This window comes from Nocardia ninae NBRC 108245, from assembly GCF_007990755.1.
In the GTDB taxonomy this organism is placed as follows: Bacteria; Actinomycetota; Actinomycetes; order Mycobacteriales; family Mycobacteriaceae; genus Nocardia; species Nocardia ninae.
The window spans coordinates 1-24,173 of sequence record NZ_BJXA01000077.1 but is presented as its reverse complement, the minus strand read 5'-3'; the positions used below and the strand labels follow the sequence as shown (position 1 = coordinate 24,173).

General features: G+C 68.3%; 28 protein-coding genes. 16 read left to right on the top strand and 12 right to left on the bottom strand.

Annotated features, from left to right (window positions below; translation table 11 throughout):
- Positions 1–9: 9 nt before the first annotated feature.
- Entirely contained in the window at positions 10–1,242 is a 1,233-nt protein-coding gene (locus NN4_RS36225; RefSeq protein ID WP_246181272.1) for a L,D-transpeptidase, read from the bottom strand.
- Positions 1,243–1,309: 67 nt separating this feature from the next.
- Positions 1,310–2,389 carry a UDP-N-acetylmuramate dehydrogenase gene (locus NN4_RS36220; RefSeq protein WP_281289447.1) on the bottom strand — a complete coding sequence of 360 codons (1,080 nt, stop codon included), beginning with the start codon at positions 2,387–2,389 and terminating at the stop codon, positions 1,310–1,312.
- Positions 2,390–2,428: 39 nt separating this feature from the next.
- On the opposite strand from NN4_RS36220, the gene NN4_RS36215 reads away from it, so the two are divergent.
- From NN4_RS36215 to NN4_RS36205, 3 genes are all read left to right on the top strand, one after another.
- Entirely contained in the window at positions 2,429–2,914 is a 486-nt protein-coding gene (locus NN4_RS36215; RefSeq protein ID WP_147140643.1) for a DUF2505 domain-containing protein, read from the top strand.
- A 123-nt stretch (positions 2,915–3,037) separates the two neighbouring features.
- The gene (locus tag NN4_RS36210) at positions 3,038–3,559 is read left to right on the top strand and encodes a DUF2505 domain-containing protein (protein ID WP_147140641.1); all 522 of its coding nucleotides are present in this window, start codon (positions 3,038–3,040) and stop codon (positions 3,557–3,559) included.
- The gene (locus NN4_RS36205; protein ID WP_246181271.1) at positions 3,529–4,347 is read left to right on the top strand and encodes a class I SAM-dependent methyltransferase; all 819 of its coding nucleotides are present in this window, start codon (positions 3,529–3,531) and stop codon (positions 4,345–4,347) included. The genes NN4_RS36210 and NN4_RS36205 overlap by 31 nt, the downstream gene beginning before the upstream one ends.
- 93 nt (positions 4,348–4,440) lie before the next feature.
- On the opposite strand, the gene NN4_RS36200 is transcribed toward NN4_RS36205, so the two are convergent.
- Positions 4,441–5,049: a type IV toxin-antitoxin system AbiEi family antitoxin gene (locus tag NN4_RS36200; protein ID WP_147140640.1), complete on the bottom strand. Its 609-nt coding sequence runs from the start codon at positions 5,047–5,049 to the stop codon at positions 4,441–4,443.
- A gap of 99 nt (positions 5,050–5,148) precedes the next feature.
- Here NN4_RS36200 and NN4_RS36195 point away from each other — a divergent pair, with 99 nt between their 5' ends.
- Positions 5,149–5,877 carry an LmeA family phospholipid-binding protein gene (locus NN4_RS36195; protein ID WP_147140638.1) on the top strand — a complete coding sequence of 243 codons (729 nt, stop codon included), beginning with the start codon at positions 5,149–5,151 and terminating at the stop codon, positions 5,875–5,877.
- 89 nt (positions 5,878–5,966) lie between these two features.
- Here the strand turns inward: NN4_RS36195 and deoC are convergent, their stop codons facing one another.
- A complete protein-coding gene (gene deoC / locus NN4_RS36190; RefSeq protein WP_147140636.1) occupies positions 5,967–6,635 on the bottom strand; it encodes a deoxyribose-phosphate aldolase in 669 nt (222 codons plus the stop codon).
- 155 nt (positions 6,636–6,790) lie between these two features.
- On the opposite strand from deoC, the gene NN4_RS36185 reads away from it, so the two are divergent.
- Positions 6,791–7,342: a GNAT family N-acetyltransferase gene (locus NN4_RS36185; RefSeq protein ID WP_147140634.1), complete on the top strand. Its 552-nt coding sequence runs from the start codon at positions 6,791–6,793 to the stop codon at positions 7,340–7,342.
- A 69-nt stretch (positions 7,343–7,411) separates the two neighbouring features.
- Positions 7,412–8,302, top strand: a complete 891-nt coding sequence (purU, locus tag NN4_RS36180; RefSeq protein WP_147140632.1) for a formyltetrahydrofolate deformylase — start codon at positions 7,412–7,414, stop codon at positions 8,300–8,302.
- 18 nt (positions 8,303–8,320) lie between these two features.
- Here the strand turns inward: purU and NN4_RS36175 are convergent, their stop codons facing one another.
- The 5 genes from NN4_RS36175 to NN4_RS36155 all read right to left on the bottom strand — a co-directional run bounded on the left by NN4_RS36175 (position 8,321) and on the right by NN4_RS36155 (position 12,482).
- Entirely contained in the window at positions 8,321–9,361 is a 1,041-nt protein-coding gene (locus tag NN4_RS36175; RefSeq protein ID WP_147140630.1) for an alpha/beta fold hydrolase, read from the bottom strand.
- Positions 9,362–9,454: 93 nt separating this feature from the next.
- Complete coding sequence (locus tag NN4_RS36170) at positions 9,455–9,760, bottom strand: DUF2516 family protein (protein ID WP_107659603.1); 306 nt, start codon at positions 9,758–9,760, stop codon at positions 9,455–9,457.
- 114 nt (positions 9,761–9,874) lie between these two features.
- The gene (locus NN4_RS36165) at positions 9,875–10,543 is read right to left on the bottom strand and encodes a heparin-binding hemagglutinin (RefSeq protein ID WP_147140627.1); all 669 of its coding nucleotides are present in this window, start codon (positions 10,541–10,543) and stop codon (positions 9,875–9,877) included.
- Positions 10,540–11,043 (bottom strand): helix-turn-helix domain-containing protein, encoded by a 504-nt coding sequence (locus tag NN4_RS36160; protein WP_107659605.1) that lies wholly within the window; start codon positions 11,041–11,043, stop codon positions 10,540–10,542. Before NN4_RS36160 ends, NN4_RS36165 begins: the two co-directional genes overlap by 4 nt.
- A gap of 104 nt (positions 11,044–11,147) precedes the next feature.
- Positions 11,148–12,482, bottom strand: coding sequence for a DUF445 domain-containing protein (locus NN4_RS36155; protein WP_186818796.1), 1,335 nt, complete (start codon positions 12,480–12,482; stop codon positions 11,148–11,150).
- A 237-nt stretch (positions 12,483–12,719) separates the two neighbouring features.
- On the opposite strand from NN4_RS36155, the gene NN4_RS36150 reads away from it, so the two are divergent.
- From NN4_RS36150 to NN4_RS36130, 5 genes are all read left to right on the top strand, one after another.
- Positions 12,720–13,403, top strand: a complete 684-nt coding sequence (locus NN4_RS36150; protein WP_107659606.1) for a TetR/AcrR family transcriptional regulator — start codon at positions 12,720–12,722, stop codon at positions 13,401–13,403.
- A gap of 154 nt (positions 13,404–13,557) precedes the next feature.
- Positions 13,558–14,994 (top strand): ABC1 kinase family protein, encoded by a 1,437-nt coding sequence (locus NN4_RS36145; protein WP_147140625.1) that lies wholly within the window; start codon positions 13,558–13,560, stop codon positions 14,992–14,994.
- A gap of 18 nt (positions 14,995–15,012) precedes the next feature.
- On the top strand, positions 15,013–16,263 hold the full coding sequence (locus NN4_RS36140; RefSeq protein WP_147140624.1) for a saccharopine dehydrogenase family protein: 1,251 nt from the start codon (positions 15,013–15,015) through the stop codon (positions 16,261–16,263).
- 70 nt (positions 16,264–16,333) lie between these two features.
- The gene (locus NN4_RS36135) at positions 16,334–16,966 is read left to right on the top strand and encodes a class I SAM-dependent methyltransferase (RefSeq protein ID WP_147140621.1); all 633 of its coding nucleotides are present in this window, start codon (positions 16,334–16,336) and stop codon (positions 16,964–16,966) included.
- Between the two features lie 218 nt (positions 16,967–17,184).
- Entirely contained in the window at positions 17,185–18,285 is a 1,101-nt protein-coding gene (locus NN4_RS36130) for a serine hydrolase domain-containing protein (protein ID WP_147140619.1), read from the top strand.
- A 69-nt stretch (positions 18,286–18,354) separates the two neighbouring features.
- On the opposite strand, the gene NN4_RS36125 is transcribed toward NN4_RS36130, so the two are convergent.
- Positions 18,355–18,630 (bottom strand): hypothetical protein, encoded by a 276-nt coding sequence (locus NN4_RS36125; RefSeq protein WP_147140617.1) that lies wholly within the window; start codon positions 18,628–18,630, stop codon positions 18,355–18,357.
- Between NN4_RS36125 and NN4_RS36120 the strand changes: the two genes are divergently transcribed.
- Positions 18,608–18,832, top strand: coding sequence for a hypothetical protein (locus tag NN4_RS36120; protein ID WP_147140615.1), 225 nt, complete (start codon positions 18,608–18,610; stop codon positions 18,830–18,832). The two genes, NN4_RS36125 and NN4_RS36120, sit on opposite strands and share 23 nt — an antisense overlap.
- Positions 18,833–19,076: 244 nt before the next feature.
- Here NN4_RS36120 and NN4_RS36115 read toward each other — a convergent pair whose 3' ends face one another.
- Together NN4_RS36115 and NN4_RS36110 are read right to left on the bottom strand one after the other, a co-directional pair.
- Positions 19,077–20,321 (bottom strand): serine hydrolase, encoded by a 1,245-nt coding sequence (locus tag NN4_RS36115; protein WP_147140613.1) that lies wholly within the window; start codon positions 20,319–20,321, stop codon positions 19,077–19,079.
- A 55-nt stretch (positions 20,322–20,376) separates the two neighbouring features.
- On the bottom strand, positions 20,377–21,105 hold the full coding sequence (locus NN4_RS36110; protein ID WP_147140611.1) for a GntR family transcriptional regulator: 729 nt from the start codon (positions 21,103–21,105) through the stop codon (positions 20,377–20,379).
- A gap of 196 nt (positions 21,106–21,301) precedes the next feature.
- On the opposite strand from NN4_RS36110, the gene NN4_RS36105 reads away from it, so the two are divergent.
- The 4 genes from NN4_RS36105 to NN4_RS36090 all read left to right on the top strand — a co-directional run bounded on the left by NN4_RS36105 (position 21,302) and on the right by NN4_RS36090 (position 24,021).
- Complete coding sequence (locus tag NN4_RS36105; RefSeq protein ID WP_135233671.1) at positions 21,302–21,694, top strand: hypothetical protein; 393 nt, start codon at positions 21,302–21,304, stop codon at positions 21,692–21,694.
- A gap of 84 nt (positions 21,695–21,778) precedes the next feature.
- Positions 21,779–22,417, top strand: a complete 639-nt coding sequence (locus NN4_RS36100) for a hypothetical protein (protein WP_147140609.1) — start codon at positions 21,779–21,781, stop codon at positions 22,415–22,417.
- Between the two features lie 5 nt (positions 22,418–22,422).
- The gene (locus NN4_RS36095; protein ID WP_246181270.1) at positions 22,423–23,142 is read left to right on the top strand and encodes an ESX secretion-associated protein EspG; all 720 of its coding nucleotides are present in this window, start codon (positions 22,423–22,425) and stop codon (positions 23,140–23,142) included.
- Between the two features lie 30 nt (positions 23,143–23,172).
- Positions 23,173–24,021, top strand: coding sequence for a polyphosphate kinase 2 family protein (locus NN4_RS36090; RefSeq protein WP_147140605.1), 849 nt, complete (start codon positions 23,173–23,175; stop codon positions 24,019–24,021).
- Positions 24,022–24,173 lie beyond the last annotated feature (152 nt).

The window sequence follows — 24,173 nt, the reverse complement described above, 5'->3', positions numbered from 1 at the left end:
AGGTCGAACCTACCGTGGCGGGCCCGGTGCGACCGGGGTCGCGGTGATGACCGAGGTAGAACCGTCCAAGGCGGACATGGTTTTCCAGGTGGCCCAGTCGATGGTCCAGTCGTACAGGTCGCCGTCGGCGGCCGAGAGCGGGATAGAGGTGCCGGTGACCTCCACCGGGTCGCCGTAGAGCGCGGTCCCGAAGTAGGCCTGCGCGTCGGCGGGCGAGAGGTTGATGCAGCCGTTGGTGACGTTCGAGGAACCCTGGGCGGACAGCGATTCCGGGTTGGCGTGGATGAATTCGCCGTTGTTGGAGATGCGTACGGCCCAGCGCTCGCGAACGTTGGTGTAGAACGGCGGGTTCGACATCATGAAGTCTTCGTACTTCTCGGTGACCACGTGCAACCCGGAGCGGGTGACGTTGCGCGGCTCGTTGCCCTCGCCGTAACTGACCGCGAAATCGAAGATGGTCTGGCCGTCGCGCACCACCTGCATGCGGTGGCTCGGCGCGTTGGCTTTCACGATCTGGCTGCGGCCGATGCGGAAATCCGTTGTCAGGTCGGAGTATCCGTAGTTGCCGTCGCCGAGATCCAGGCCGTAGAGCTTGGCCGCGACGTGCACCGTGGTGCCGGGCGCCCAGTAATTCTTGGGGCGCCAATGCAATCGCGAGCCGTTGTCGTCGGGAAACCAGGCCCATGCGCCCTCGGTGGGCGGGTCGGTGGTGATGGTCATCGCCTTCTCCACCGCGGCCTTGTTCTGCACGGAAGCCTTGAACTGCAGGATGATCGGCGCGGCGATGCCGACCTCCTGGTTGTCGGCGATGTTGATGGTCGCCGGGACGGTGGTCTTGGGCGCGAGCGTGGTGAACGTGCCGTCGATCGGGATCGGCTTGCGATCGGTGCCGACCGCGGTGCCGGACCAGGTGTAGGTGGCGTCGTAGCCGAGCGGCTCGGTGATGGTGTAAACGCGCTTGTCCGGGGTGAATTCACCGGCGACCTGTTTGCCGTTGGCGTTGGTCAACGCCACCTGGTCGATGGTGCCGTCGGTGACGGTGACCGAGACGGGTGCCGTCGGGTTGACCTTCTTGGCGTTGTTCTCCGGCGCCAGGGCGACCTTGGCGACGGGGCCTGCTTCGCGGGAGGAGTTGCTGTTATCGCCGCTGCCGGTGCTGCATCCGGCCACCAAGGCGACCACGACGAGCAGCACGGCCGATACCGCGGCGACCGGTCTACGGATCACTGGACGCTTGCTCACCACATCGAATTTACGCGGGCAAACTCGTTCGATTGACTAGCGAAAGGTGTGGTGTCCGTTTCACCGGCTACAACGTCACGCCGACGGTGACCGGCTCGGGCTCGAGCCGGATGCCGAATCGCTCGGCCACTCCATCGCGCACCGTCCTGGCCAATTGCACCAGATCGGCGGCGGTCGCTGCCCCGCGATTCGTCAGCGCGAGCGTGTGTTTCGTGGACAGCCGGGCGGGTGCGTCGGGGGCGGGGAAGCCCTTGGCGAAACCGGCGCGTTCGATGAGCCAGCCCGCGGAGAATTTGACCCCGTTCGGCGCCGGATAGGTCGGCACCGTGACATCACCCACATGCGCCGAGATCGCGGCGCGCACCTCGGGCACGCGATCCTCGGGCACGACCGGGTTGGTGAAGAAGGAGCCTGCGCTCCAGGTGTCGTGGTCGGCGGGGTCGAGGACCATGCCCTTGCCCGCGCGCAGGCGCAGCACGGCGTCGCGGACCTGGGCGGCCGGGCGGGATTCACCGTTCGCGGCGCCGAGCAGGGTCGCCAGCTCGCCGAAGCGCAGGGGCACGCTCGCACCGCTCGGGTCGAGGGCGAACTCGACTGCGAGCACCAGTGCGTCGTCGCGGTGCTTGAGCACGCTGGTGCGATAACCGAAACCGAGCTCATCGGGCTCGACCCAGCGGATCACACCGCTGTGGCGGTCGAGCAACTGCACCCGGCGCAGCAGGTTCGCCACCTCCGCGCCGTACGCTCCGACGTTCTGCACCGGCGTCGCCCCGGCCGAACCGGGGATTCCGGACAGACATTCCAGCCCACCGAGCCCCGCGGCGACGGTCGCCGCGACGACCGCGTCCCAATTCGCGCCTGCCTCGGCCCGCACACCCTCGGCACCGAGCTCGACGCCCTCGGTCGCCACCCGCACCACCACGCCATCGAAACCGTCGTCGCTGATCAGCAGGTTGGAACCGCCCGCGATGAGCAGCACCGGGATCCCCGCCGCGTCCAGCGCGCGCACCGTCGCCACCAGCGATTCGGTGGTCGCGCACTCGGCGACCGTGGCCGGACCGCCGACCCGCAGCGTGGTCAGCTCGGCAAGCGGCACCGATTCGCGGATCCGGGCACCGGTGGCGGCCAGCACATCCGACGGCACCACACGTGAAGTTCGCACAGGCAGACGGTAGCGTGTCCGACCATGGCTACACCGCTGGCGTACACGGCCCGCTACTCGCATCCCGCTGCCGCCGTGCGCGCGGCGTTCGCGAACGACCAGTACTGGAAAGACCGCGTTGCCGAGGTCGGCGGGCCGAATGCCCGGCTCGACTCGGTGAGTGTGCAGGGCGACCAGATCCGCGTCCAGCTGGTGCAGGCCATCGCCGCCGAGCTGCTGCCCGCCGCGATCACCGCGGTCCGCCCCGGCGACCTGATCATCCCCCGCGTGGAGAACTGGACCGGCGACGCCGCCACCTTCCAGGCGACCGTCGAGGGCGCGCCCGCCGAGGTGCGCGGCACCATCACGCTGCGGGAGGACGGCGCGGGCTCGACCGCCGCCGCCAACGGCACCATCGAGGTGAAGATCCCGCTGTTCGGCGGCAAGATCGAGGCCGCGATCGCCGAGCACCTGACCGAGGTGCTGAAGAACGAGGAAGAGTTCACCAACACCTGGCTCGACGCGCACTGACACGCGGAGAATCAGCCCTTCGGAGCGGGAAGTTGTTGCGACAGCACACTTCCCGCTCACCTTTTTTGTGGACCCTACCGCCGAGCGAGGCCGGGGCCGCGCCACCCAGTAATCTCTGGATCCATGGCCCGTCGATTGGATTACTCCGCGCGCTACCCGTTGCACACCACCAAGGAGCTGTACGCGGCGCTGTCGAACCGCGACTACTGGGACGCACGGATGGCGGAGATGCGGAAGTACTCGCCGGGCAACGAAGTGGCGCACCTGGAGGCCGGTGACGGCGGCATCGACGTCGAACTGCACCACATCCTGCCGCGCGACATGCTGCCCGAGATCGCCCAGGCCGTGATGCGCAAGGACATGGTGATCACCCGCAAGGAGAGCTACGGGCCGTTCGGCGCCGAGGAGATCATCGGCAAATACTCGGCCTCGATCCCGGCCGGGCCGGGCAGCCTCGGCGGCACCATCCGCCTGTTCCCCACCGATACCGGCTGCACCATGCGCTTCTCCTCGGAGGCGAAGGTGTTCATCCCGATGGTCGGGCCCCGGCTCGAGCAGCTGATGCTGGTGAACCTGATCGACCTGTTCCGGGCCGAAGCCGAGTTCACCGTGCAGTGGCTCGACGACCACCACCCGACCCGCTGACCAAACCCTTAGGCTCCATCACCCGCGGCACCACCGGCGTCAACCGGCTACGCCGCAGCGATCGCTGGTTGACCCACGACGAGTCGGTGGTGGCGCGGCTGCGCGCGGCGACCGATCCACTGGTCGTCGATCTCGGTTACGGGGCCAGCCCGTGGACCACGCTGGAACTGGCGGCACGGCTGCGCACCGTGCGGCCGGAGGTCCGGGTCGTCGGCCTCGAGATCGATCCGGCCCGGGTGGTGCCCGGTCGCGACGGCGTCACCTTCGCCCGCGGCGGGTTCGAATTGGCCGGGCTGCGACCGGTTCTGGTGCGCGCGTTCAACGTGCTGCGGCAATACCCGGAGGCGGCGGTGCCCGAAGCCTGGTCGACCATCCTGTCCAATCTCGCCCCCGGCGGCCTGCTGATCGACGGCACCTGCGACGAACTGGGCCGCCGCTGCGCCTGGGTGCTGCTGGACCGCACCGGCCCGCAATCGCTCACCCTCGCCTGGGATCCGTTCACCGTCGCCCAGCCCTCCGATATCGCCGAGCGGCTGCCGAAAGCCTTGATCCATCGCAATGTTCCGGGCGAGCGAATCCACACCCTGCTCACCGCCGCCGACCGAGCCTGGGCCCGCGCCGCGCCCCTGGCCCCCTTCGGACCGCGCATCCGCTGGCGCGCTGCCGCCGAATCGCTACGGCAGGAAGGTTTTCCATTGCGCACCTATCGTCGCCGCATGCGCGACTGTGTGCTTTCGGTGCCGTGGGATACGGTCGCGCCGAAACTCGAGCCGCCCCGGGCGTTCTGAGGCTCGCACAACAGCCGTGACCGGTGCCTGCGCCGACTTACCGTGCGTCACTGATATTTTCGTGCGTCGATCACGCACACTTCCACGCGTCGGTTACGCGCTGGCCAGGGCCCGATAAACTCTGGCGGCCGCGCGTGGTGTCAGACTCGCACCGGCGGTGCGGATTTCGTCGCTCGCGCAGCGGTTGATGGCGACCGCGTCGGCGACCACCTCGTCGAGTGCGGACTGGCCGATGTCCGCTTCGGCCAGATCGAGCACCGTGCGCAGCGGTGTTGTCACCAAGAACGGACCCGCCGACTCGATTTCGGTGCCGATCAGTGAGCGGCGCAGCACCACCAGTCGCGGGGTCACCGGTGGGCGGCCCGAACCCACCGACAGGTGCAGGAATCGGGGGCGTAGTCGGCCGATGCCGTGCAGTTCGGCCGCGCTGTGATGGGAGACCGCGGCGGCGCCGTCGAACCAGGCTGCCCACATGGCGTATTCGTCGAGCGGACCAGCAGGCCATTCGGATAGTCGGAGCAACCCGACCCCCGCCCGGGTCACCGAGCCGTCGCCGAGCGCGATCCGGACCCGCGCCTCACACCGGGTGCGCACCACCTGGCGGGTGGTGAAGAAACCCGCGTGGCGACCGGCCAATCGCCGCAGCACACGCCAGCCGTGTTCCGCGGAACCGAGGGCCCGGCCCGCCGCCTCGCCAGCCATGTGCCTAAGGCTACGCTCGAATCCTGTGTCACATGTCACATTCGAACCCCTCATCGCCCCCTCAGAGACGGCACAGAAACGTCGGGAAGAATCAGCCGCATGAGTACGCAGCCAAGGCCCACCAAGACGATCACCCGGCGAGCCCTGCTGATCGCCCTGACCGTGGTAGCGATCCTGCTGGCCACGGCCTTGGCCGGCGGCGAGGCGTACGCCAGGCACACCGTCTCCCAGTGCATCAGCACGCAATTCGAGAAGGAGATGGGCTCGAAGATCGACGTCGGCTTCGGCGCCAAACCGATGCTGATCACCTGGATCGACGGCAAGGTGCCGACGGTGAAGGTGGACAGCGACGACACCAAGTTCGGCCCCGCGGTCGGCATGGTGGTGCACGCCGAGTTCCACGGCGTCGAGGTGACCGACAACGGCCGCGGCGGCGGCGTGATCGGCAGTTCGTCGGCCGATGTCACCTGGCACAACGACGGCATCCGGCAGACGCTCGGCGGCCTGGTCAGCGGCGTGCGCTCGTCGGCGGCCTCGGACATGCTGACCCTGGATGTGCTCGGCGGGCTGGCCCAGTTGCAGGTCAAGCCGGTGATCAAGGGCGGGGTCATCGAGGTGGAGACGATGTCAGCGCAGCTGCTCGGCATGGGGCTGCCCACCGACCTCGTGCAGGGCATCGTCGAGGTGTTCACCAAGAGCCTGCAGAGTTACCCGTACAACATGGCGCCGACCGAGGTGAAGGTGACCGACGACGGCATCGCGGTCAAGCTCGCGGGCGGTCGCGCCGAGTTGCCCGCCGCCGAGAACGCGAACGCCACCTGCGCCTGAGCTGTCTCGGAGCGGCGGGCGGACCGAGACCCGCGGAGCCGCAGCGGCATTCGCGGACGAGCGGCTGTAGCCGCGAGCTCAGCGCCGGCTCAGGCCGGGAACCCGTCGAGCACCTCGCGCGACTTCGACAACCCGAGCCGCGTCGCGCCCGCCGCGATCAGGTCCGCCGCGGCCGCGGCGGTGCGGATGCCGCCGCTCGCCTTGACCCCGAGCCGCCCGCCGACAGTCGCCGCCATCAGCTCGACCGCGTGCACGCTGGCCCCGCCCGCGGGGTGAAAACCGGTGGAGGTCTTCACGAAATTCGCGCCCGCGCGCTCGGCGACCCGGCAGACCTCGACGATCGCGGCGTCCGGCAGCGCGGCCGCCTCGATGATCACCTTGAGCACCGCACGGTCGCCGATCGCCTCGCGCACCGTGACGATGTCGGAGAGCACCGCGTTGTAGTCGCCGGCCAGCGCCGCGCCGACGTCGATGACCATGTCCACCTCGGTCGCGCCCTGGTCCACCGCGAGCCGGGCCTCGGCGCCCTTGACCAGCGAATGGTGTTTGCCGGACGGGAATCCGGCGACGGTCGCGACCACCAGCCCCTGCGCGCGCACCGGCAACATCGACGGGGACACGCAGATCGCCAGCACCCCCAGTTCGCGGGCTTCGTAGATCAACGCGGCGACGTCGTCGGGGGTCGCCCCCGGCGCCAGCAGTGTGTGATCGATCATGGCGGCGACTTCGGCCCTGGTGAGTGACGCGGAACTTGCCATGAGCTGAGAGTCTGGCACACCGGTGGCGAATTCCGTTGCGCGCCTGGCGACACTCCCGCACACTCGTACTGGTGACAGATCGCCAGTAGTGACGCAGCGGTCGACTGATTAACGTGTGCGGATGGGCCCCTACTTGTTCGGGAGGAGACGACACCGTGCTGATCCGTCGCGAGCGCGCCGACGACATCGCCGAGATCGCCGCCGTCCATCGCAGCGCGTTCGGTCCGCTTCAGGCGGACGGCGACCGCACCGGTGAACCATCTGAGAACGACGGGGCCGATCCGCCCGAGGTCGATCTGGTCGCCCGGCTGCGCAGCGACCCCGGCTGGATCCCGACCCTCTCGATGGTGGCGGTGGAGTACAAAACCGTCATCGGACATGTCTGCCTCACCCGGGCCGCCGTCGGCCCCTTCCCCGTCCTCGCGCTGGGCCCCATCGGTGTCGTGGCCGAACATCAGCACAGCGGTGTCGGCTCCGCGCTCATGCACGCGGCCCTCGGCGCTGCCGACGCCCTCGACGAACCGCTCGTCTGCCTGCTCGGCCACCTCGACTACTACCCGCAATTCGGCTTCGTCCCGGCGGCCCGCCTCGGCATCACCCCCGACGTTCCCGCCTGGCTTTCGCACTTCCAGGTCCGCCCGCTCAGCGCCTACGACCCGCGCATCACGGGCGAATTCCACTACCCCGAACCGTTTTACGATCTCTGACCGCTACGCCGCCGGATCCCAGCAAACCTCCTGCGCTCCTTTCCAGGCTGACCTGGAAAGATGAGCCTCATGAGTTCCGCTCCACCCGCCCTGGACGATAGACGCTTCGTGCTGACGCTCGGCTGCCCCGACCGGCCCGGCATCATCGCCCGGATCACCTCGCTCATCGCCGAGTTCGGCGGGTCGATCGTGGAGGCGGGCTACCACTCCGACGCCGACAACGGCTGGTTCTTCACCCGGCAGGCGATCAAGGCCGCGACGGTGCCGTTCGGCATGGCGGAGCTGCGCGACCGATTCGCGACGGTGGCCGCCGAGCTGGGACCGGAGACGGAATGGCAGCTGCTCGACTCCGGCGCACGCCGCAGAGCGGTGCTGCTGGTCAGCAAGGACGGGCACTGCCTGCACGACCTGCTCGGGCGTGCCGCCAGCGGCGAGCTGCCCGCGACCATCGAGGCGGTGATCGGCAACCACCCCGATCTGGCCGAGATGACCAACGCCCACGGGGTGAAGTTCCATCATGTGCCGTTCCCGAAGGACCCGGCAGAGCGTGGGCCCGCCTTCGCCGAACTACGCGCGCTGGTCGACTCGCACAACCCGGACGCGGTGGTACTCGCCCGCTTCATGCAGGTGCTGCCGCCGGAACTGTGCGCGCACTGGGCAGGGCGGGCGATCAATATCCACCACAGCTTTCTGCCCTCGTTCGTCGGCGCCCGCCCGTACCACCAGGCCTTCGCCCGCGGCGTGAAGCTGATCGGCGCCACTTGCCACTACGTCACCGCGGAACTGGACGCGGGCCCGATCATCGAGCAGGACGTGAGCCGCATCGACCACGCCGACGACGTGCGGGACATGGTCCGGCAGGGCCGCGACATCGAACGCGTCGTGCTCGCGCGTGGCCTGCGCTGGCATCTGGAGGGCCGGGTGCTCGTGCACGGGCGCCGCACGGTCGTGTTCACCTGACCGCGCGCAGCCGGGGAATCAGCCCGCGATCTCGGCGCGGCGCGGGCGCACCGATTCAAGAACGCGCGCCAGTTCCTCGTTGAACTGTTCGTAGGCCTCGGTGTTGCCGAGATGTCCGGTCGGCAGCTCCGTGAACCGCGCCAGATGGCCGGTCTCCCTGAGCATTTCCGCGATCCGCTGGGAATGCACCACGGGTGTCATGTCATCGAACGATCCCGCGATCACCGTGGTGGGTACCACCAGGTTCCGCGCGCCCTCGCCGACGTTCATATCGGCGAGCAGCCTGCCGAACCTGGCCCGCACCATGGCCGGACACGACCGCACGATGGCCATGCTGAAGTCGAGCAGGTCGCCCTTGGCCTTGGTGGTCATGATCGACCGCGCGAACAGCCACCGCACCGGTGCGATCGGCGGGAAGACGAGCGGGGCGCCGAGCCCGAGGCGTCCGAACAGGAACGGCAGCGGCACCTTCAGTTCCAGTAGCCGCATCGGCCGGTTCAGCAGCGGCACCACGGTGGTCTCGAAGACGAGCCGATCGGCCGCGGTATTGGTGAGCAGCACCGCGAGCGCTTGCTCGGCGACCTGTTCGGGGTAGCGCGCGGCCCATGCCTGCAGCGTCATGCCGCCGAGGCTGTGGCCGACCAGCACGGCCCGCTGGCCCGGCCGCAGTGATGCGGTGAGCACGGCGTCCAGGTCGTCGGCGAGCAGTTCCATGCTCAGCACGCTGGTGCCGTATTCGCTCTCGCCGTGGCCGCGCTGGTCGTAGGCGACCACGCGGTACTCGCCGGCGAAGGCGTTGATCTGGGCGTTCCAGTATTCGATGCAGCAGGTCCAGCCGTGCACCAGCACGATCACCGGGCGGTCGGCGGGGCCGTAGGAGTGGACGCGGAGCCGGACACCGTCGCGGGTGGTCACCGGGATCACCTCGGGCGCGACGGTAGGCGGGTTGAACGCCGTGGTCGCGTAGGTACGGGACCGCAGGTTAGCGCGGTGTGCGTCGAGCAACCCCCGAAGCTGGCTCGGGAGGTTCACCAACGCAGTCGGCAGTGTGGCACGCATCGGACACTCCTTTGTGTTACTGCTCGATACAGTAACTCCGATTCGTGCCGCTAGCTAGTGCCGACACTCGAAAAGTTATCGAGTATTCGTCATCTACCAGCGCGGACCCCGCTGAACTTCGTCCACCTTCGGCCGCACATCGGCCAGGTAGATGCCGGTGGCGATGATGGCGATGAAGGAGAGCAGCCCGAGACCCGCGGGCGAGAGCAGGAGCAGCAGCACCGCGACCCCGAGGATCGCCAGCCAGATCGGCTTGGTCAGTTTGTCCACCGCGGTAAACGCGTCCGGACGCTGCCGCACGGCATGAATCAGCGCAAAGATCGTCGCGCCTAGCGCCGCCAGCCACAGCACGAGCAGGATCATCCCGGTCAATCCGTGCACCATATTCACCTCACCCATCATACGAGCAACGCCCCCGCACACCAGAGTGTGCGGGGGCGTTGCTCGGTCGAACTCCAATACCGTTGCGGCCCTTACGAATCAACGCTCGGAACGCACGGAGTATCGGTCAGCTCATGCCTTCTTGGGCGCGGCCTTCTTCGCGGGGGCCTTCTTGGCCGAGGCGGCCTTCTTGGCGGCAGGGGCTGCGGGGGCGGCAGGCGCGGCAGGCGCACCGTTCTCCTCGGGGGCCGGAGTGGTCTCGGTGGTCACCGTGACGACCTCGGCGTCGACGACCGGCGCGGGCGCCTCGCCCTTGGCCGGGCGGCCGAGCAGGCCGTTGACCCGGCCCAGCACGTCCTCCGCGCGGGTGGCGGCATCCTTGTACAGCGTCTCGACGCGCTCGATCTGCTCCTCGACCAGGTGGTTGGCGCGCAGCCGCTCCACGGTCTCCTCGCCGCGCACGGCGAGATCGGCGTAGATGTCGAGCACCTGGTGGTAGTACTTGTCGGCCAGCGTGCGCAGTTCCTCGGGGGTGAACTTCTCGCGCAGCTCGGCGAGGTCCTCCGGCAGTTCCGAGGGCAGTCCGGCGAGCCGCTCGCGCAGCGTCTCGAACTGGGCCTGCACATCGGCGGGCACGTTGGCGAAGCGCTCGCGGGCCTCGTCGACCCGGGCGGAGACGTCGGTCGAGGCGGCGCGCTCACGCACCTGGGTGACGACATCGGTCACGACGGCGTAGATGGCGTCGCCCGCACCGACGGTAGCGAGCAGCGGCTTGGTCACGGTCGGGTTCTTCTCGGTCATGTTTCTTCGTTCTCCTGGCGTGGCGGAGTTTCGGTTGGTGTGCGCGGAACGACGCTGTCCCCATCCCCCCCGGGCTCGTTCCCTCCGTTTTCCCGGCGAAACGATTCATAGATTTCGAGCAGCACCTGCTTTTGCCGTTCGCTGATCGACGTATCGGCGAGCAGGGCATCCCGGACCGGGCTGTGTGGCCGCTGTTCGAGATAGCCGGCCCGGACGTACAACACCTCCGAAGACACCCGCAGTGCCTTGGCGATCTGCGCGAGTACCTCGGCGGATGGATTGCGCAATCCGCGCTCGATCTGGCTGAGGTACGGATTGCTCACTCCCGCAAGGGTGGCGAGCTGACGCAGCGAGACTTGCGCGGCCTCTCGCTGTGCCCTGATGAAGCCTCCGATGTCGTGCGCCGCGTTCACCACGCGGGCCGCTTTTTCTCCGACGCCGGCCGATTGCTCGGCCGAACTATCGGTGTACTCGGCGGAAACCTCGGGCTGGTCTGCCATCACTCACCTTCTGGCGGTTGTACGAGTTCAATTCTAGGACAGGGTGCTAACTATTGCAAGCAGTCTGCTAGCACCCTCTCGGCAAACATTCGGCGCGCCGCTGCTCAGCCGCCGAACATCAACTGCGAGATCGTGTAAATCGCCAGGCCCGCAAGCGAACCGACGACCGTTCCGTTGATGCGGATGAATTGCAGATCACGCCCGACCTGCAATTCGATCTTCTTACTTGCCTCGTCCGCATCCCACCTGGCAACCGTATCGGTGACCAGGGTGCTGATCTCCCCGGCGTAATTCTCCACCAGATACCTTGCCCCCCGGTCGATCCAGCCGTCCACCTTCGCGCGCATGTCGGCGTCGTCGCGCAGTCGCTCGCCGAGTTGCTGCACGTTCTCGCCGACCTTACGCCGCAGCGTGCTGTTCGGGTCGTCGGCCGATTCCAAGATCAAACGTTTGGCCGCGCGCCAGGTCGCCTCGGCCATCCCGGTGATTTCCTCGCGGCCCATGATCTGCGCCTTGATCCGCTCGGCCTTCTTGATCATCGCGTCGTCGTGCTGCAGATCGTCGGCGAATTCCTCGAGGAAACGATTCGCCGCGAGCCGCACCTCGTGCTCGGGATTGGACCGGACCTTCCAGGTGAACTCGACCAGTTCCCGGTAGATCCGTTCGGACAACAGAATGTTGACGAATTTCGGCGCCCACTGCGGTGCGTCGCGCAAGACGATGCGGTCGATCGTCTCCTGCGAACCCAGCGCCCACTGGTGCGCGCGCTCGGCGAGCAGGTCGATCAGCGCGAGCTGCCGATTGTCGGCGAGCAACTCCGCGAGCACCCGGCCGATCGGCGGACCCCAGAGCGGTTCGGCGATCCGCTTCACGATCGTCTGGTCGATGATCTGCTCGACGTCCTCGTCGCGCAGCGCTCCGACCACCGCGCGCAGCAGCGTGGAACTCTCCTCGGCGACCCGGGCGGCATGGCCGGGATCGGCCATCCATCGGCCGACCCGCCAGGAGATCTGTGCCGAGGTCACCTTGGCCGAAACCACCTCGGGCGCGAGGAAGTTGGTGCCGACGAAGGTGCCGAGGCTCTCGCCGAGCTGGTCCTTCTTCTTGCGGATGATCGCGGTGTGCGGGATGGGCAGGCCGAGCGGATGCCGGAACAGCGCCGTCACCGCGAACCAGTCGGCCAGCGCGCCGACCATGCCTGCCTCGGACGCGGCGCGCACATAGTCCACCCACCCGTCGCTGCCCCGCGATTCCAGCCAGCGACAGAACAGGTAGATCGCCGTCGCCACGGCGAGCAGTCCGGTGGCCAGTGCCTTCATCCGCCAGAGGTCGCGGCGTTTGCTTTCCTCGTCGAGGACCGCGGCGAAGCCGAACGGGGCGGCCGCCGCGGGCGCCGGGGGCGTTTCCAGGACCGCGATGTTGCCGGGAGCTTTCTCCATGGCTCCATTCTGCTGTGCCGGAGCGCGGGCCCGCTTGAGGGCGGCCTCGCGCCTTCGCGGCTCGCAAGCGCTCCGAGCGGAAGATGTGCAACCTGTCGCATCCCGACCCAAACGCGCATATCACCAGCGACCGGGACATAAGCTGGAGGCGCACGGAGAATCCGACTAACAAGGGAGCCCACGCTGTCCACCGATGACCTTGTCGACGTCGGCGAGATCGCCGACCGACCGGCGGCGGTGCGCACCGGCCGACAGGATGGCCGCAAACGCCGATGGCGCCAGCACAAGATCGACCGCCGCGAGGAACTCGTCGACGGCACTCTTGCCGCTGTTCGAGCACGCGGCTCCAATGCCGGCATGGACGAGATCGCCGCCGAGATCGGCGTCTCCAAAACCGTCCTGTACCGGTACTTCTCCGATAAGAACGACCTGGTCCACGCGACCATGCAGCGGTTCATCGAGACCACCCTGATGCCACGGGTCTACGGCGCGATCAGCCTCGACGCGGACGAATATCAGCTGGTCCGTTCGGCACTGGGCGAGTACGTCGGCACGGTCGACGAAGATCCCGAGGTCTATCGGTTCATCATGGGCAACGGCTCGGCCGATCAATCCTCGCTCGCCGAATTCGAGAAACTCTTCGCCGAGGTGGTCGCCGCGGTGATCATCGACCGCGCGACCGCGAAGGGCATCCAGACCGAGGGCGCGATGCTCTGGTCCTACGTGCTGGTCGGTGGCATCCAGCTGGCAACGCACTGGTGGACCACCAACAAGACGATGTCGCGCGAACAGGTGATCGACTACCTGACCATGATGGCCTGGAGCGCGATCGACGGGATGGCGCGTGCCAACGGCTCCCGCGAGGTGTTCAACGCGCAGCCGCACGTGCTACCGACACCCGGTGCGAACTCGGCGAACTGATCAATCGCCCGACTTCCGGGGTGCTAGCTGGGGTGCTAGCAAAAGTGTGACGACGGGCTCGACTTTGCCGCGAGGTTGGCTACTCTGAACCCGAGCGGTGCGCCCAGTGGGCCACGTCACCGCCCCGCGCACTGGCACCAATGGAGGTACCTCGATGGCGAAGCAAGTACCGACCTCTCGGCTTGCTCGTGGCACCAAGCTAGGTGCCGTCGCAGCCAGCTCGGTGATTCGCACGCAACGCGCGCGGCTGTCGATGCGGGGTAGATCCGAGGCCGTGCGCGCGAAGATGGCCGAGGAGTCCATGATTCGCACCACCGAGCAGGTGGTCATGGTGCTCGGCACCATGAAGGGCGTGGCGATGAAGCTCGGGCAGATGATGTCCGTGCTGGATATGGACCTGGTGCCGGAGGCGCATCGCGAGCGGTTCCAGAAGCGGCTCGCGGTGCTGCGCAATGCCGCGCCGTCGGTGTCGTTCGAGTCGATGCGCCAGGTGATCGAGGACGATTTCGGCCAGCCGCTGAACAAGATCTTCGCCGAGTTCGAGGCCGAGCCGATCGCGGCCGCCTCCATCGGCCAGGTCTATCGCGGCATCCTGCACGACGGCAGGCAGGTCGCGGTGAAGGTGCAGTACCCGGGCATCGACGCCGCGGTGCGCGCGGATCTGAAGAACCTGGCCATGTTCCGCCGGGTGCTGCAATCGGCGATGCCGTGGGTGACCCCCGCCGTGCTCGACGAGCTGCGGCTCAATATGGAGAGCGAACTCGACTACCAGGCCGAGGCCAACACCCAATTACAGATCGCCGAGCTCTACGCCGGGCATCCGTTCATCGTGGTACCCCGGTCGATGCCGGAGCTCAGCACCACCCGCGTGCTGGTCAGCGAGTACGTGGCGGGCAAGGGGTTCGAGGAGATCCGCCAGCTGCCGGACGCGCAGCGCGACCGGATCGGCGAGATCATCTACCGCTTCTACGTCGGCTCGCTGTTCACCTTCAACGAGTTCTGCGGCGACCCGCACCCGGGCAACGTGCTGCTCGCCGAGGACGGCAAGGTCGGCTTCCTCGACTTCGGGCTGTTCAACCGGATGGACCCCGAACACGTGCAGTTCGAGCTGACCTGCCTGCGCGCGGCCGCCGAGGACCGCGCCGAAGACCTGCGGGAGTTGATGATCGAGCGCGGCGTGATCGACTCGCCGGACGAGATCGGCGCCGAGGAATGCCTGGAATACGTGCTCGCCGCCTCCGAATGGTGCCTGATCGACGAGGACCTGACGATCACCCCCGAGCTGGCCAGCGGCGCGTTCCTGCTCGCCGTCGATCCGCGGGCCAGCGAGTTCGCCGGGATGAAGCAGCAGAATCTGCCGCCGGAGCACCTGTTCTCCCGCCGGGCCGATTTCCTCACCTTCGGCATGCTCGGCCAGCTCGGCTGCACCGCGAACTGGCATCAGATCTCCCGCGAATGGCTCTACGACGAGCCCCCCGTCACCGAGCTCGGCAAGGCCCATCACGCGTGGCTGGCCGAGCATCCCCCGGTCGCGCCGAAGAAGCCGCGCACCAAGGCGAAGAAAGTCCCGAAGCCCAGCTCCAATGCGTAACCCGCAGAACGGAAGACCATGGCAGACACACGCGAATTCGACATCGTCCTTTTCGGCGCGACGGGTTTCGTAGGCAAACTCACCGCGGAGTACCTGCTCACCGCCGCACCGGAGTCCGCGCGCATCGCGCTGGCCGGCCGCTCGCTGGACAAGCTCACCAAGGTCCGCACCGAGCTCGGTCCGGTGGCCGCGGACTGGGGACTGGTGGTGGCCGACTCCACCGACGACGCCGCGCTCGCCGCGCTGGCCGCGCGAACCAAGGTGGTCGTCACCACGGTCGGCCCGTACCTGCGCTACGGCTTGCCGCTGGTCGCCGCCTGCGCGAAGGCAGGCACGCACTACGCCGATCTCACCGGTGAGCCGCTGTTCATCCGGGACGCGATCGACCAGTACCACGAGCAGGCCGTCGCGACCGGCGCGAAGATCGTGAATTCCTGTGGCTACGACTCGATTCCGTCGGATTTGAGCGTGTATCAGCTGTACCGGCGCTCGCTCGAGGACAACACCGGCGAGCTGGAGGAGACCACGCTGGTCGCCTCGCTCAAGGGTGGCGTCAGCGGCGGCACCATCGACTCCGGCCGAGCCATGATGGAGGCCATCGCCGCCGACCCGAGCAAGGGCGCGGTGCTGTCGCACCCGTACTCGCTGAGTCCGGACAGGTCGATGGATCCCGACGTCGGCCGCCAGTCCGACCAGGCGCTCTCGCGCGCCAGCGCCATCGACCCGAGCCTGGACGGCTGGGTGAGCACCTTCGTCATGGCCGCGCACAACACCAAGATCGTGCGCCGGACCAACGGCCTGCTCGGCTGGGTGTACGGCAAGAACTTCCGCTACCGCGAGGTGATGAACGCGGGCACCTCGGCCGCCGCACCGCTGGTAGCCGCGGGAATGGCGGGCGGCATCGTCGCGACCATGGCCGCGGGCGCGGTGCTGTCGCGGGTCTCGCTCGGCCGCAAGCTGCTCGACCGGGTGCTGCCGAAGCCGGGCACCGGCCCGAGCGAAAAAGCCCGCGACAGTGGGTGGTTCGCCATGAAGACGTTCACCCGCACCTCCTCGGGCGCGAAGTACGTGGCGACCTTCTCGGGCAAGGGCGACCCCGGCTACAAAGCGACCGCGGTGCTGCTCGGCGAGAGCGGACTGTGCCTGGCCTTCGACACCGACAAGCAACCCGAGCTGGCGGGCGTCCTCACGCCCGGCGCCGCGATGGGCGACGCGCTCACCGAGCGGCTGCGCGCGGCGGGGATGACCATCGAGGTCGCGCGGGCCTGAAGACAGTGCGGCGGGCGGGGATCGGTGGCGACGCCGCGCCCCGCTCGCTGGCGAATGCAGGAGAGATCCGTTGAACCTGGCACGACGCACCATGAACCATCCGGCGCTGGCCGCGGTGTACGAGCGGGCATGGCGACCCACGCTGTTCTATCTGGCCAGCGGGCGCAGCACCGCCTCGGATCGTCGCGATGCCGTGCGCACGCTGCGGCTCGACGGTGCGCAGAAGGTGCTCGATATCGCCTGCGGGCCCGGCAATTTCACCCGCCACCTGAGCACGGCGTTGACCGGTGACGGCTTCGCCGTCGGCCTCGACTATTCCGAGCCGATGCTCGCCAGGGCCGTCACCGACAATGCGGGCCCGCGCGTCGGTTATCTGCGCGGCGATGCCCGCGTGCTCCCGTTCGCCGACGGCACGTTCGACGCGGTGTGCTGCTTCGGCGCGCTCTATCTGATCCCCGACCCGCTCGCCGCCACCCGCGAAATGCTGCGCGTGCTGGCGCCGGGCGGGCGGATCGCCATCACCACCAGCTACCGCGCGGACAATCCGTTCGGGCAGGTCAGCCGGGTGGTCGGCGGGTGGAGCGGGTTGCGCGTCTTCGACACCAGGACGTTCCCGGACCTCTTCGCCGAGGCGGGGCTGGTGGATATCGAGCAGGACGTGCACCGGCTGCTGCAATACGTCAGCGCCACCCGGCCTGCGTAAACATGTAGCTGCAGCACCGGACTGGATTACGCGAGCCGGAAACGATCTTCGGCTCGCCGGGGATACCTCTAGTGTCCATCCAGAACGTAGTTGTGCCACCAACATTCGCCGTGGTGTCACCCTCGCCGGTGCGTGAACCCGATTTTCGGGGCCGAGAGGAGAGCAGGCGACGAATCGGGGAACTGGTGCGGCATTTGCTGGTTGTGGTGGCCTGCGTTGTGACAGTGGCGGTTTCGATGGTGGCCGGGGCTCCCCCAGCGGTCGCTGATCCGGGCTCCCCCACCGAACAGCTGCAAGCGGAACTCGATCAATTGGTGCAGGCACTCGGTGTTCCCGGCGCTCAACTGGTGGTCGGTGGCGCAGGCCTGAACACCGAACTCGACAGTGGCGCTGGAAATCTGGTTACCGGCGGTTCTTTCCCGGATAACGCCCAAGTGCGGATCGCCAGCAACACCAAGACTTTCGTGGCCACGGTGCTGTTGCAACTGGCTGCGGAACAGCGGGTGCAGCTGGACGCGCCGGTGGAGCAATACCTGCCGGGCGTGGTCACCGGGCCCGGCGGCGACGGAAATCTGATCACCGTGCGAGATCTGTTGCAGCACACCAGCGGAATACCGGATTACCTGACGCAGTTGAGTCTTGCCTCCGTGGCCGAATTGCAGTCACCACGGTCACCGGCGGAATTGATCCGGCTCGGTCTCGACCAGCCCGCCGAATTCGCGCCTGGCTCGAGTACCGGCTATTCCAATACCGGGTTTCTGCTTGCCGGCGAATTGATCCAGCGGCTGACGGGTCAGCCGGTGGGTCTGGAGGTGACCCGCCGGATCATTCTCCCGCTCGGTCTCCGCGCCACCTATTGGCCATTGTTCCCATTGGAGAATGTCATTCGTCAGCCACACCCGCGCGGCTATCAGGAGTTCGACGGCGTGCTGGTCGACATCACCGATATCGATCCCGGCTGGGGTCTGTCCGACGGCGCGATGGTTTCAACCGGGGCCGACCTGAATAGGTTCTTCATGGCCTTGCTGTCCGGCGAACTGCTCCCGCCCGCGCAGCTGGCCGATATGCAACGCACCGTCGAATCCGGCGACCCGTTCCGCGACGACGATTTCGGACTCGGCCTGTTCCGCCGGGTCAATGCCTGCGGCCTCGAGAGCTGGAGCCACGGTGGCGCGATGACCGGCTTCGTCGTCGTCAATGCCGCGACGGCGGATCGCGCGGTCACCCTCAGCATGAACCAATTCCCGGACCCGGTCACCACCTTCCTGCACCGGGCCGCCATGAACAACGTCGTCGACGCCGCCCTCTGCGCCGGTTGACCGGCCGCGCCCATCGACCCGCCGCGCGGTTTCCCGCGCTACGGGTCGATGGGCGAGAAGTTTCGGGGCTCAGCTGCCCGCGCTGCCGGTGGACGGCCGGGCCCGGCGCAGTTCGCAGGCCACCCGATCGGCGTCCGGCCGGTCCTCGCCGGAGCGGGCGCAGCCCTGCGAGGTGTAGCCGTGTACGTCGTAGCCCTGCCGGTCGTAGCCCCACCTGTCGAAGCCCCAGCGGTCGTAACCCCACCGGTCATAGCCCCAGACGTCGTAGCCGTCCGGACCGTAGGGATCCTCCGGCTCAGCGGGTTTCGGATGTGGCGGGTTCGTGACGGGCGGTTCGGTGGTCACCGGCGGCACGGTGGTGACCGGCGGCGCGGTCGTCACCGGCGGCGCGGTCGTCACCGGCGGCACGGTGGTCACCGGCGGCACGGTGGTCACCGGCGGCACGGTGGTCACCGGCGGCACGGTGGTCACCGGCGGCACGGTGGTCACCGGCGGCACCGTCGTCACCGGCGCGATGGTGGCGGGTGCGGTGGTAGCCGGGGTTTGATCAGGGGTTGCGAATGCCGGTATGACAAGCGCGGCGGGAGCAAGCGCCACCGTCCCGGCGACGGCGGCCAGCAGCACCGACTGCCGAACGGTGCGCGGACTTCTCCTCCACTGCGACATGGTTGACCTCCAACTCGAGATGAGCGCGCTCACCGCACCCGAGTCCCCTATCGGTCGAATGTCCAAATTCGCTACACGGCAGCGACTTTCGCGCCGACCCTACTTTTCGGGGCTTGTGGAGACGATCACCACCAGATCGGCCGGTCGCTCGGCCCGACGCGGTCGGAGATCTGCGCGACCAGCTGCCACGGCCGCTGCGTATCGGTGGTTGCCTTGCCGCTGGTCAAGATCGCTCCGGCCAGCCCGCGGGCCGGATCGGCCCAGCCGTACTGGGTGGTCAATCCGCTGCGGCCGAAGTGTGTCGGGGTGTTGCGCCCGAACTTCGATTTCCGTCCGCCCAGTTCGAAGCCGGCACGGCTCACCCGCCCGGCCAGCCCGGGCATGCGGTCGGCCGGTTGGATCGCGTCGCGCAGCGTGCTCTCCCGCATGATCCGCACGCCGTCCAGTTCGCCGCCGCGCGCGAGGATTTCGTAGAACCGGGACAGTTCCACGGCGGTGGTGACGAGATTGCCCGACGGGAGTTCGGCGGTGAGGAAGGTCCGGGTCGCGGATTCCGATACCGCGCCGCCCATCCCGCCACCGAGCGCCTTGCGCGCCAGGTACTTCGAGATGCGCGAGGGTCCCGGCCCGGTTTTCACGCCGGCCACGACTTTGTCGACGTCTTCGGGTCGTACGCCGAAGTTGTTCCAGCGGAATCCCAGTGGGTCCAGCACCTGCTCGGCAAGGTGTTCGCGCATGCGTTTTCCGGTCGCCCGCTGCACGAGCAGCCGTTGGATCAGTCCGCTGGTGAGCGCGTGGTAGATCCGGAATCGCCCGGGCGGCCAACTGGGGACCAGATCGGCCAGTCCTTGTGCGGCCAATTCCTCGTCGACGACCAATTCGAACCCCTTGTAGGGCGCCGTCACGAACGGCACGCCCGCCGAATGCGACAGGACGTGGCCGATGGTGATCCGCTCCTTGCGGTTGGCCGCGAACTCGGGAATGTAGGCGCACACCGGGTCTTCGAGTCGAAAAGCGCCCTGCTCCACCAGCATGAACATCAGCGCCGCGGCAACTCCTTTCGCGGTGGAGAATCCGCAGAACGGGGTCTCCGGCGTCGCGAGCACCTGCACCGCGTCCGGCCCGTCGCCCGGCGCGTTTCCCCACCCGTGCCCGATGGCCCGGTTCAACACGATCTTCCCGTTACGCCGCAGGCACACCTGAATCGCGGGCGTGGTGCCCATTCGATACCAGTCCCGCACCGACTCCCACAGCGCGTCGACGTCGGCAGCGGCCAACGCGGCCGCCGCGGGATCGTCCTCGTCACCGACCGTGGTCACCGAGTCCAGATCCTCGGCCACCGTCACCAACGTGCCAGGGAGTGTGCTCATTCGCCCAGCATATCGACCATTCGGCGGCATCCAGGATCGGTGCGCGGTGCGGCGCTCAGCTCCACCACTCCTGCTGGAACAGCCATCTCGCCGGGGGGTGGACGATCTCGTCGAGCTGGAGCACGGCATCGTCCGCGGCGTGCAGCGTCAGCTGACAGACCAGCACGGCGGCGGGCCTGGCCAACCCGAGCCCGCGCCGCTCGTCGGCGGTGGCGAGCCGGGCGCCGACCCGGTCGCGCAGATAGGCGACCCGCAGGCCGGTCACCGATTCGAGATAGCGCAGGGTGCCGCCGGGCAGACGCTCGGTCCGCAACAGCAAGGGCGCCGCGGCCGCGAGCGCGCCGTCGAACCAGGACGTGGCGAGCTCGGCGCCGCCGGACCCGTTGTCGGTCAATCGCTTTCGCATGATCACCGCGCTGCCGCTCGGCAGTGTCAGCGCCTCGGCGACCGGCGCGGGTGCGGTGACGAGGGCGGCCGCCAGCACGGTCACCGACTCGTCTTCGGCGTAGGCCGAACCGTAGCGCGGCACTTGCTCGCGCAGCACCGGAGCACCGGGCCGGTCGGCCACATAGGTTCCGGAACCGCGCCGGGACTCCACTATTCCCTGCTGCCGCAAGGTATTCAGCGCCTTGGCCGCCGTCGGCCTGGCCACCTGCCATTGAGCGGCGAGTTCACGTTCGGAGGGAACCTCGGCGCCCGGCGCGAGCTCACCGCGCTCGATGCGATCTCGGAGGTACTCCGATATCCGCAGATATTTCGGCAGTACTTCATCGATTTCGGGCACCGGTCGCCTCTCTGCGCACACCGCCTCCGGCCGCCGCAGGCCGGGAGAAGAATGCAACAATCGTGCCCCACATCACAGGCACAGCGCGAGACCAAGCCGGTCCCCAGAGGGGTTACCGCCCGGTAGAGTGCCCATCCAGTACGGCACTGCGCCAGTGGACCGAACAGCCAGTGGACCGAAAAGAGGGGGTTCCCAGATGGCGGTACCGGACACCGGGCAGGGGACGGCGAGGCAACTGTACGCGGCGGCCACCGGCGCGAGTGGGGATCGGCCCTTCGAGTTGGCCACCGACGTCGCCGAGAACCTCGCCGCCGCGTGCGACCAGCTCGTCGAGGACCTGCACCGGGCCATGGCCACCGGACAGCTGGTGACCGAGGTGACCGGATTTCCGAATCTGCCGAGCGGGCAAGGCCTTACCCGCGGCTTCAGCGGCAAGGGCAGGCAGTACCTCGATACGCTGGCCGCCTTCCAGGAGACGGCGCTGCTGTTCAAGGCCGCGTACCTGGCGGCGGGCAAGAAGTTCGCCGACGCCGAAGCCGCGCACAAGGCCGCCCTGGACCTGGTCGCCGAACACTTAGAGGCACGATGAAACATCCGCGCGTCGGGCCGCAGGCGTGCTCCGGCACCACACCGGGCCCGGCCGGGCACCGTCGAGCGGGCTGAGGGGAGCGCCGTGGCAGACTCCGCCGCCCGCGCGGCCGCCGAGCACATCCGCCGGGAGCTCGCCGGATTGCACTCCGGCACAACCGATCCCGCGTACGCGCCGGAGCGGGAACGATTCGGCTCCTATAGCCATCAGGAGATCTGGGACCTCGTCCACGAAGCGCTCGACCCGGCCGCGCTGGGCGACGCGTCGGCGGTGTGGCAGTCGAACGCCGACGCGATAGCCGAAGCGTTCCAAGCCTTTTCCGACACCGCCAACCGGGAATTCGCCCGCTGGTCCGGCCGCGCCGCCGACGCCGCGTTACGCGCCACCCGGCAATTCGTCCTCGCCGGTACCGACGCCCACGACGTGTGCCGAGCGGTCGCACGCTTACTCGAGCTGAATTGCGATGCCGCGCAAGCGATCCGGGCCGCGATTCCGCCACCCGTCCCGTATCGGCCGCTGGACGATCCGGCCGCCGAAGCGGTGTACGGCGGCCAGCGGCGCATGGCGCACGACAGCGCGGCGGCCGATATCGAGGCCGATGTCCGGGACACGATGACCTACGTCTACGCCCCGACCATGCCCGCCTCCGGAAACCACGTGCCGCGCTTCACCCCGCCACCCGAGGGGCCACTGCCCGCGGGCGATGGGGGCGCCGCACAGTGAAATGGGTGCTCACTCCGGACGAGTTCTCGCATGTCTGGGAAAACGAAACCAGCCTCGACCGCAGGCCCTACCCGGTCAACATGGTGCCCGCGGCCACCGTGCGCACCGAATCCGAGTACGCCGCACTGCGTTTGCCGCAGCGCTTCGCCCGCCAGGCCGACCCCGACCTGGCCGCCGCCCTCATGCTGTGCGGCCGCTCCGACGCGACCACCATCACCGTCGCCGGCGAGCGGAACACGCCCCCGCGCAACGGCTCCGGCGCCGACACCGAGCGCATCCTCGCCTTCGCCGCGGTGGTGCACAACCACGCGGGCATCCTGGTCGCCACCCCGGAGAAGGTGACCGTGCTGATGTGCCACGCCCGCGCGGTCGGCGAGCGCCTGGTGCAGATCATCGGCTCGGCCCCGGCCGGCAAGCTCGCCGCCATGCGGGAGCCGCAGGACGCGGTGCTGAGCCCGGACCGCACCGAGCCGTTCGTCACCAACGGCCATCGCGGCGCCGCCCGATTCCGGCAGACGCTGCGCAAGCCGGTGGACGGTCGCGGTTTCCTGACCGTCACCGTGGAACCCGACAATCCGATGTCGCCGCCGACGCGCCACCGCACCTGGCTCGATTTCACCGGCGACGGGCGCTACCTGCTGACCACGTCCCAGGACCTCATCCTCACGCCGGTCTCCGACGACGACTTCGCGGCCCAGCTGATCGGGCTCGCGCACATCCGCTGAGGCGAGGGCCCGCTGTGGTAGTTGTGTGAGATGGCGAAGAAGCACTGGTCCGTTCCGGCCACCGAGGCGCTGAAAGCCGATGGCTTGAAGATCGCCGACCTGGACACCTCCGGCACGCCCGGATTCGACGGTGACAAGGCGGCGGGACAGGAGCTGCTCGCCGAGCGCACCGTGGTGCTGTCGGGCCTGCAGGAAAAGCTTTACGCCAATGGACGATCCGGCGATCTGCGCAATGTGCTGCTGGTGTTGCAGGGCATGGACACCGCGGGCAAGGGCGGCATCGTCCGGCACGTCATCGGCTCGGTCGATCCGCAGGGCGTCGACCACCACGCGTTCGGGGTGCCGACCGAGGAGGAGCAGCGCCACCACTACCTGTGGCGCATCCGCAACGCGCTGCCGCGCGGCGGCCAGCTGGGCGTCTTCGACCGCTCGCACTACGAGGACGTGCTGGTGGTGCGGGTACACAACCTGGTTCCGCAGAAGGAGTGGGAACCGCGCTACGACGAGATCAACACCTTCGAGCGCGAACTCGTGGACGAGGGCACCACGCTGGTGAAGGTCGCCATGTTCGTCTCCCTCGACGAACAGAAGAAACGGCTGATGGAACGCCTGGAACGACCGGACAAGTACTGGAAGTTCAACCCGTCCGACATCGACGAGCGCGGCTTCTGGCCCGCCTACCAAGAGGCCTACCAGGCCATGCTCGACCGCACCTCCACGGATTACGCCCCGTGGCACGTCATCCCGGCCGACCGCAAATGGTTCTCCCGCCTGGCCGTCACCGAACTCCTCATCGACGCCCTGACCGGCCTCGACCTCGATTGGCCCCCAGCCAATTTCGACGTGGCCGAACAGCAGCGCCGCCTCGCCCAAGCCTGACCCGATTCACACGAGCGGGCGGACCTCCTCGGCGACGAAGCGGACGAAGCCCTCGGGATCCGGCTCGTCGGCCGTCGGCTGGACGATGACGGTGGCGGCACCTGCCTCGGCGAGGGCGCGCACCGCAGCGGCCACGGCGGACGCGTCACCGG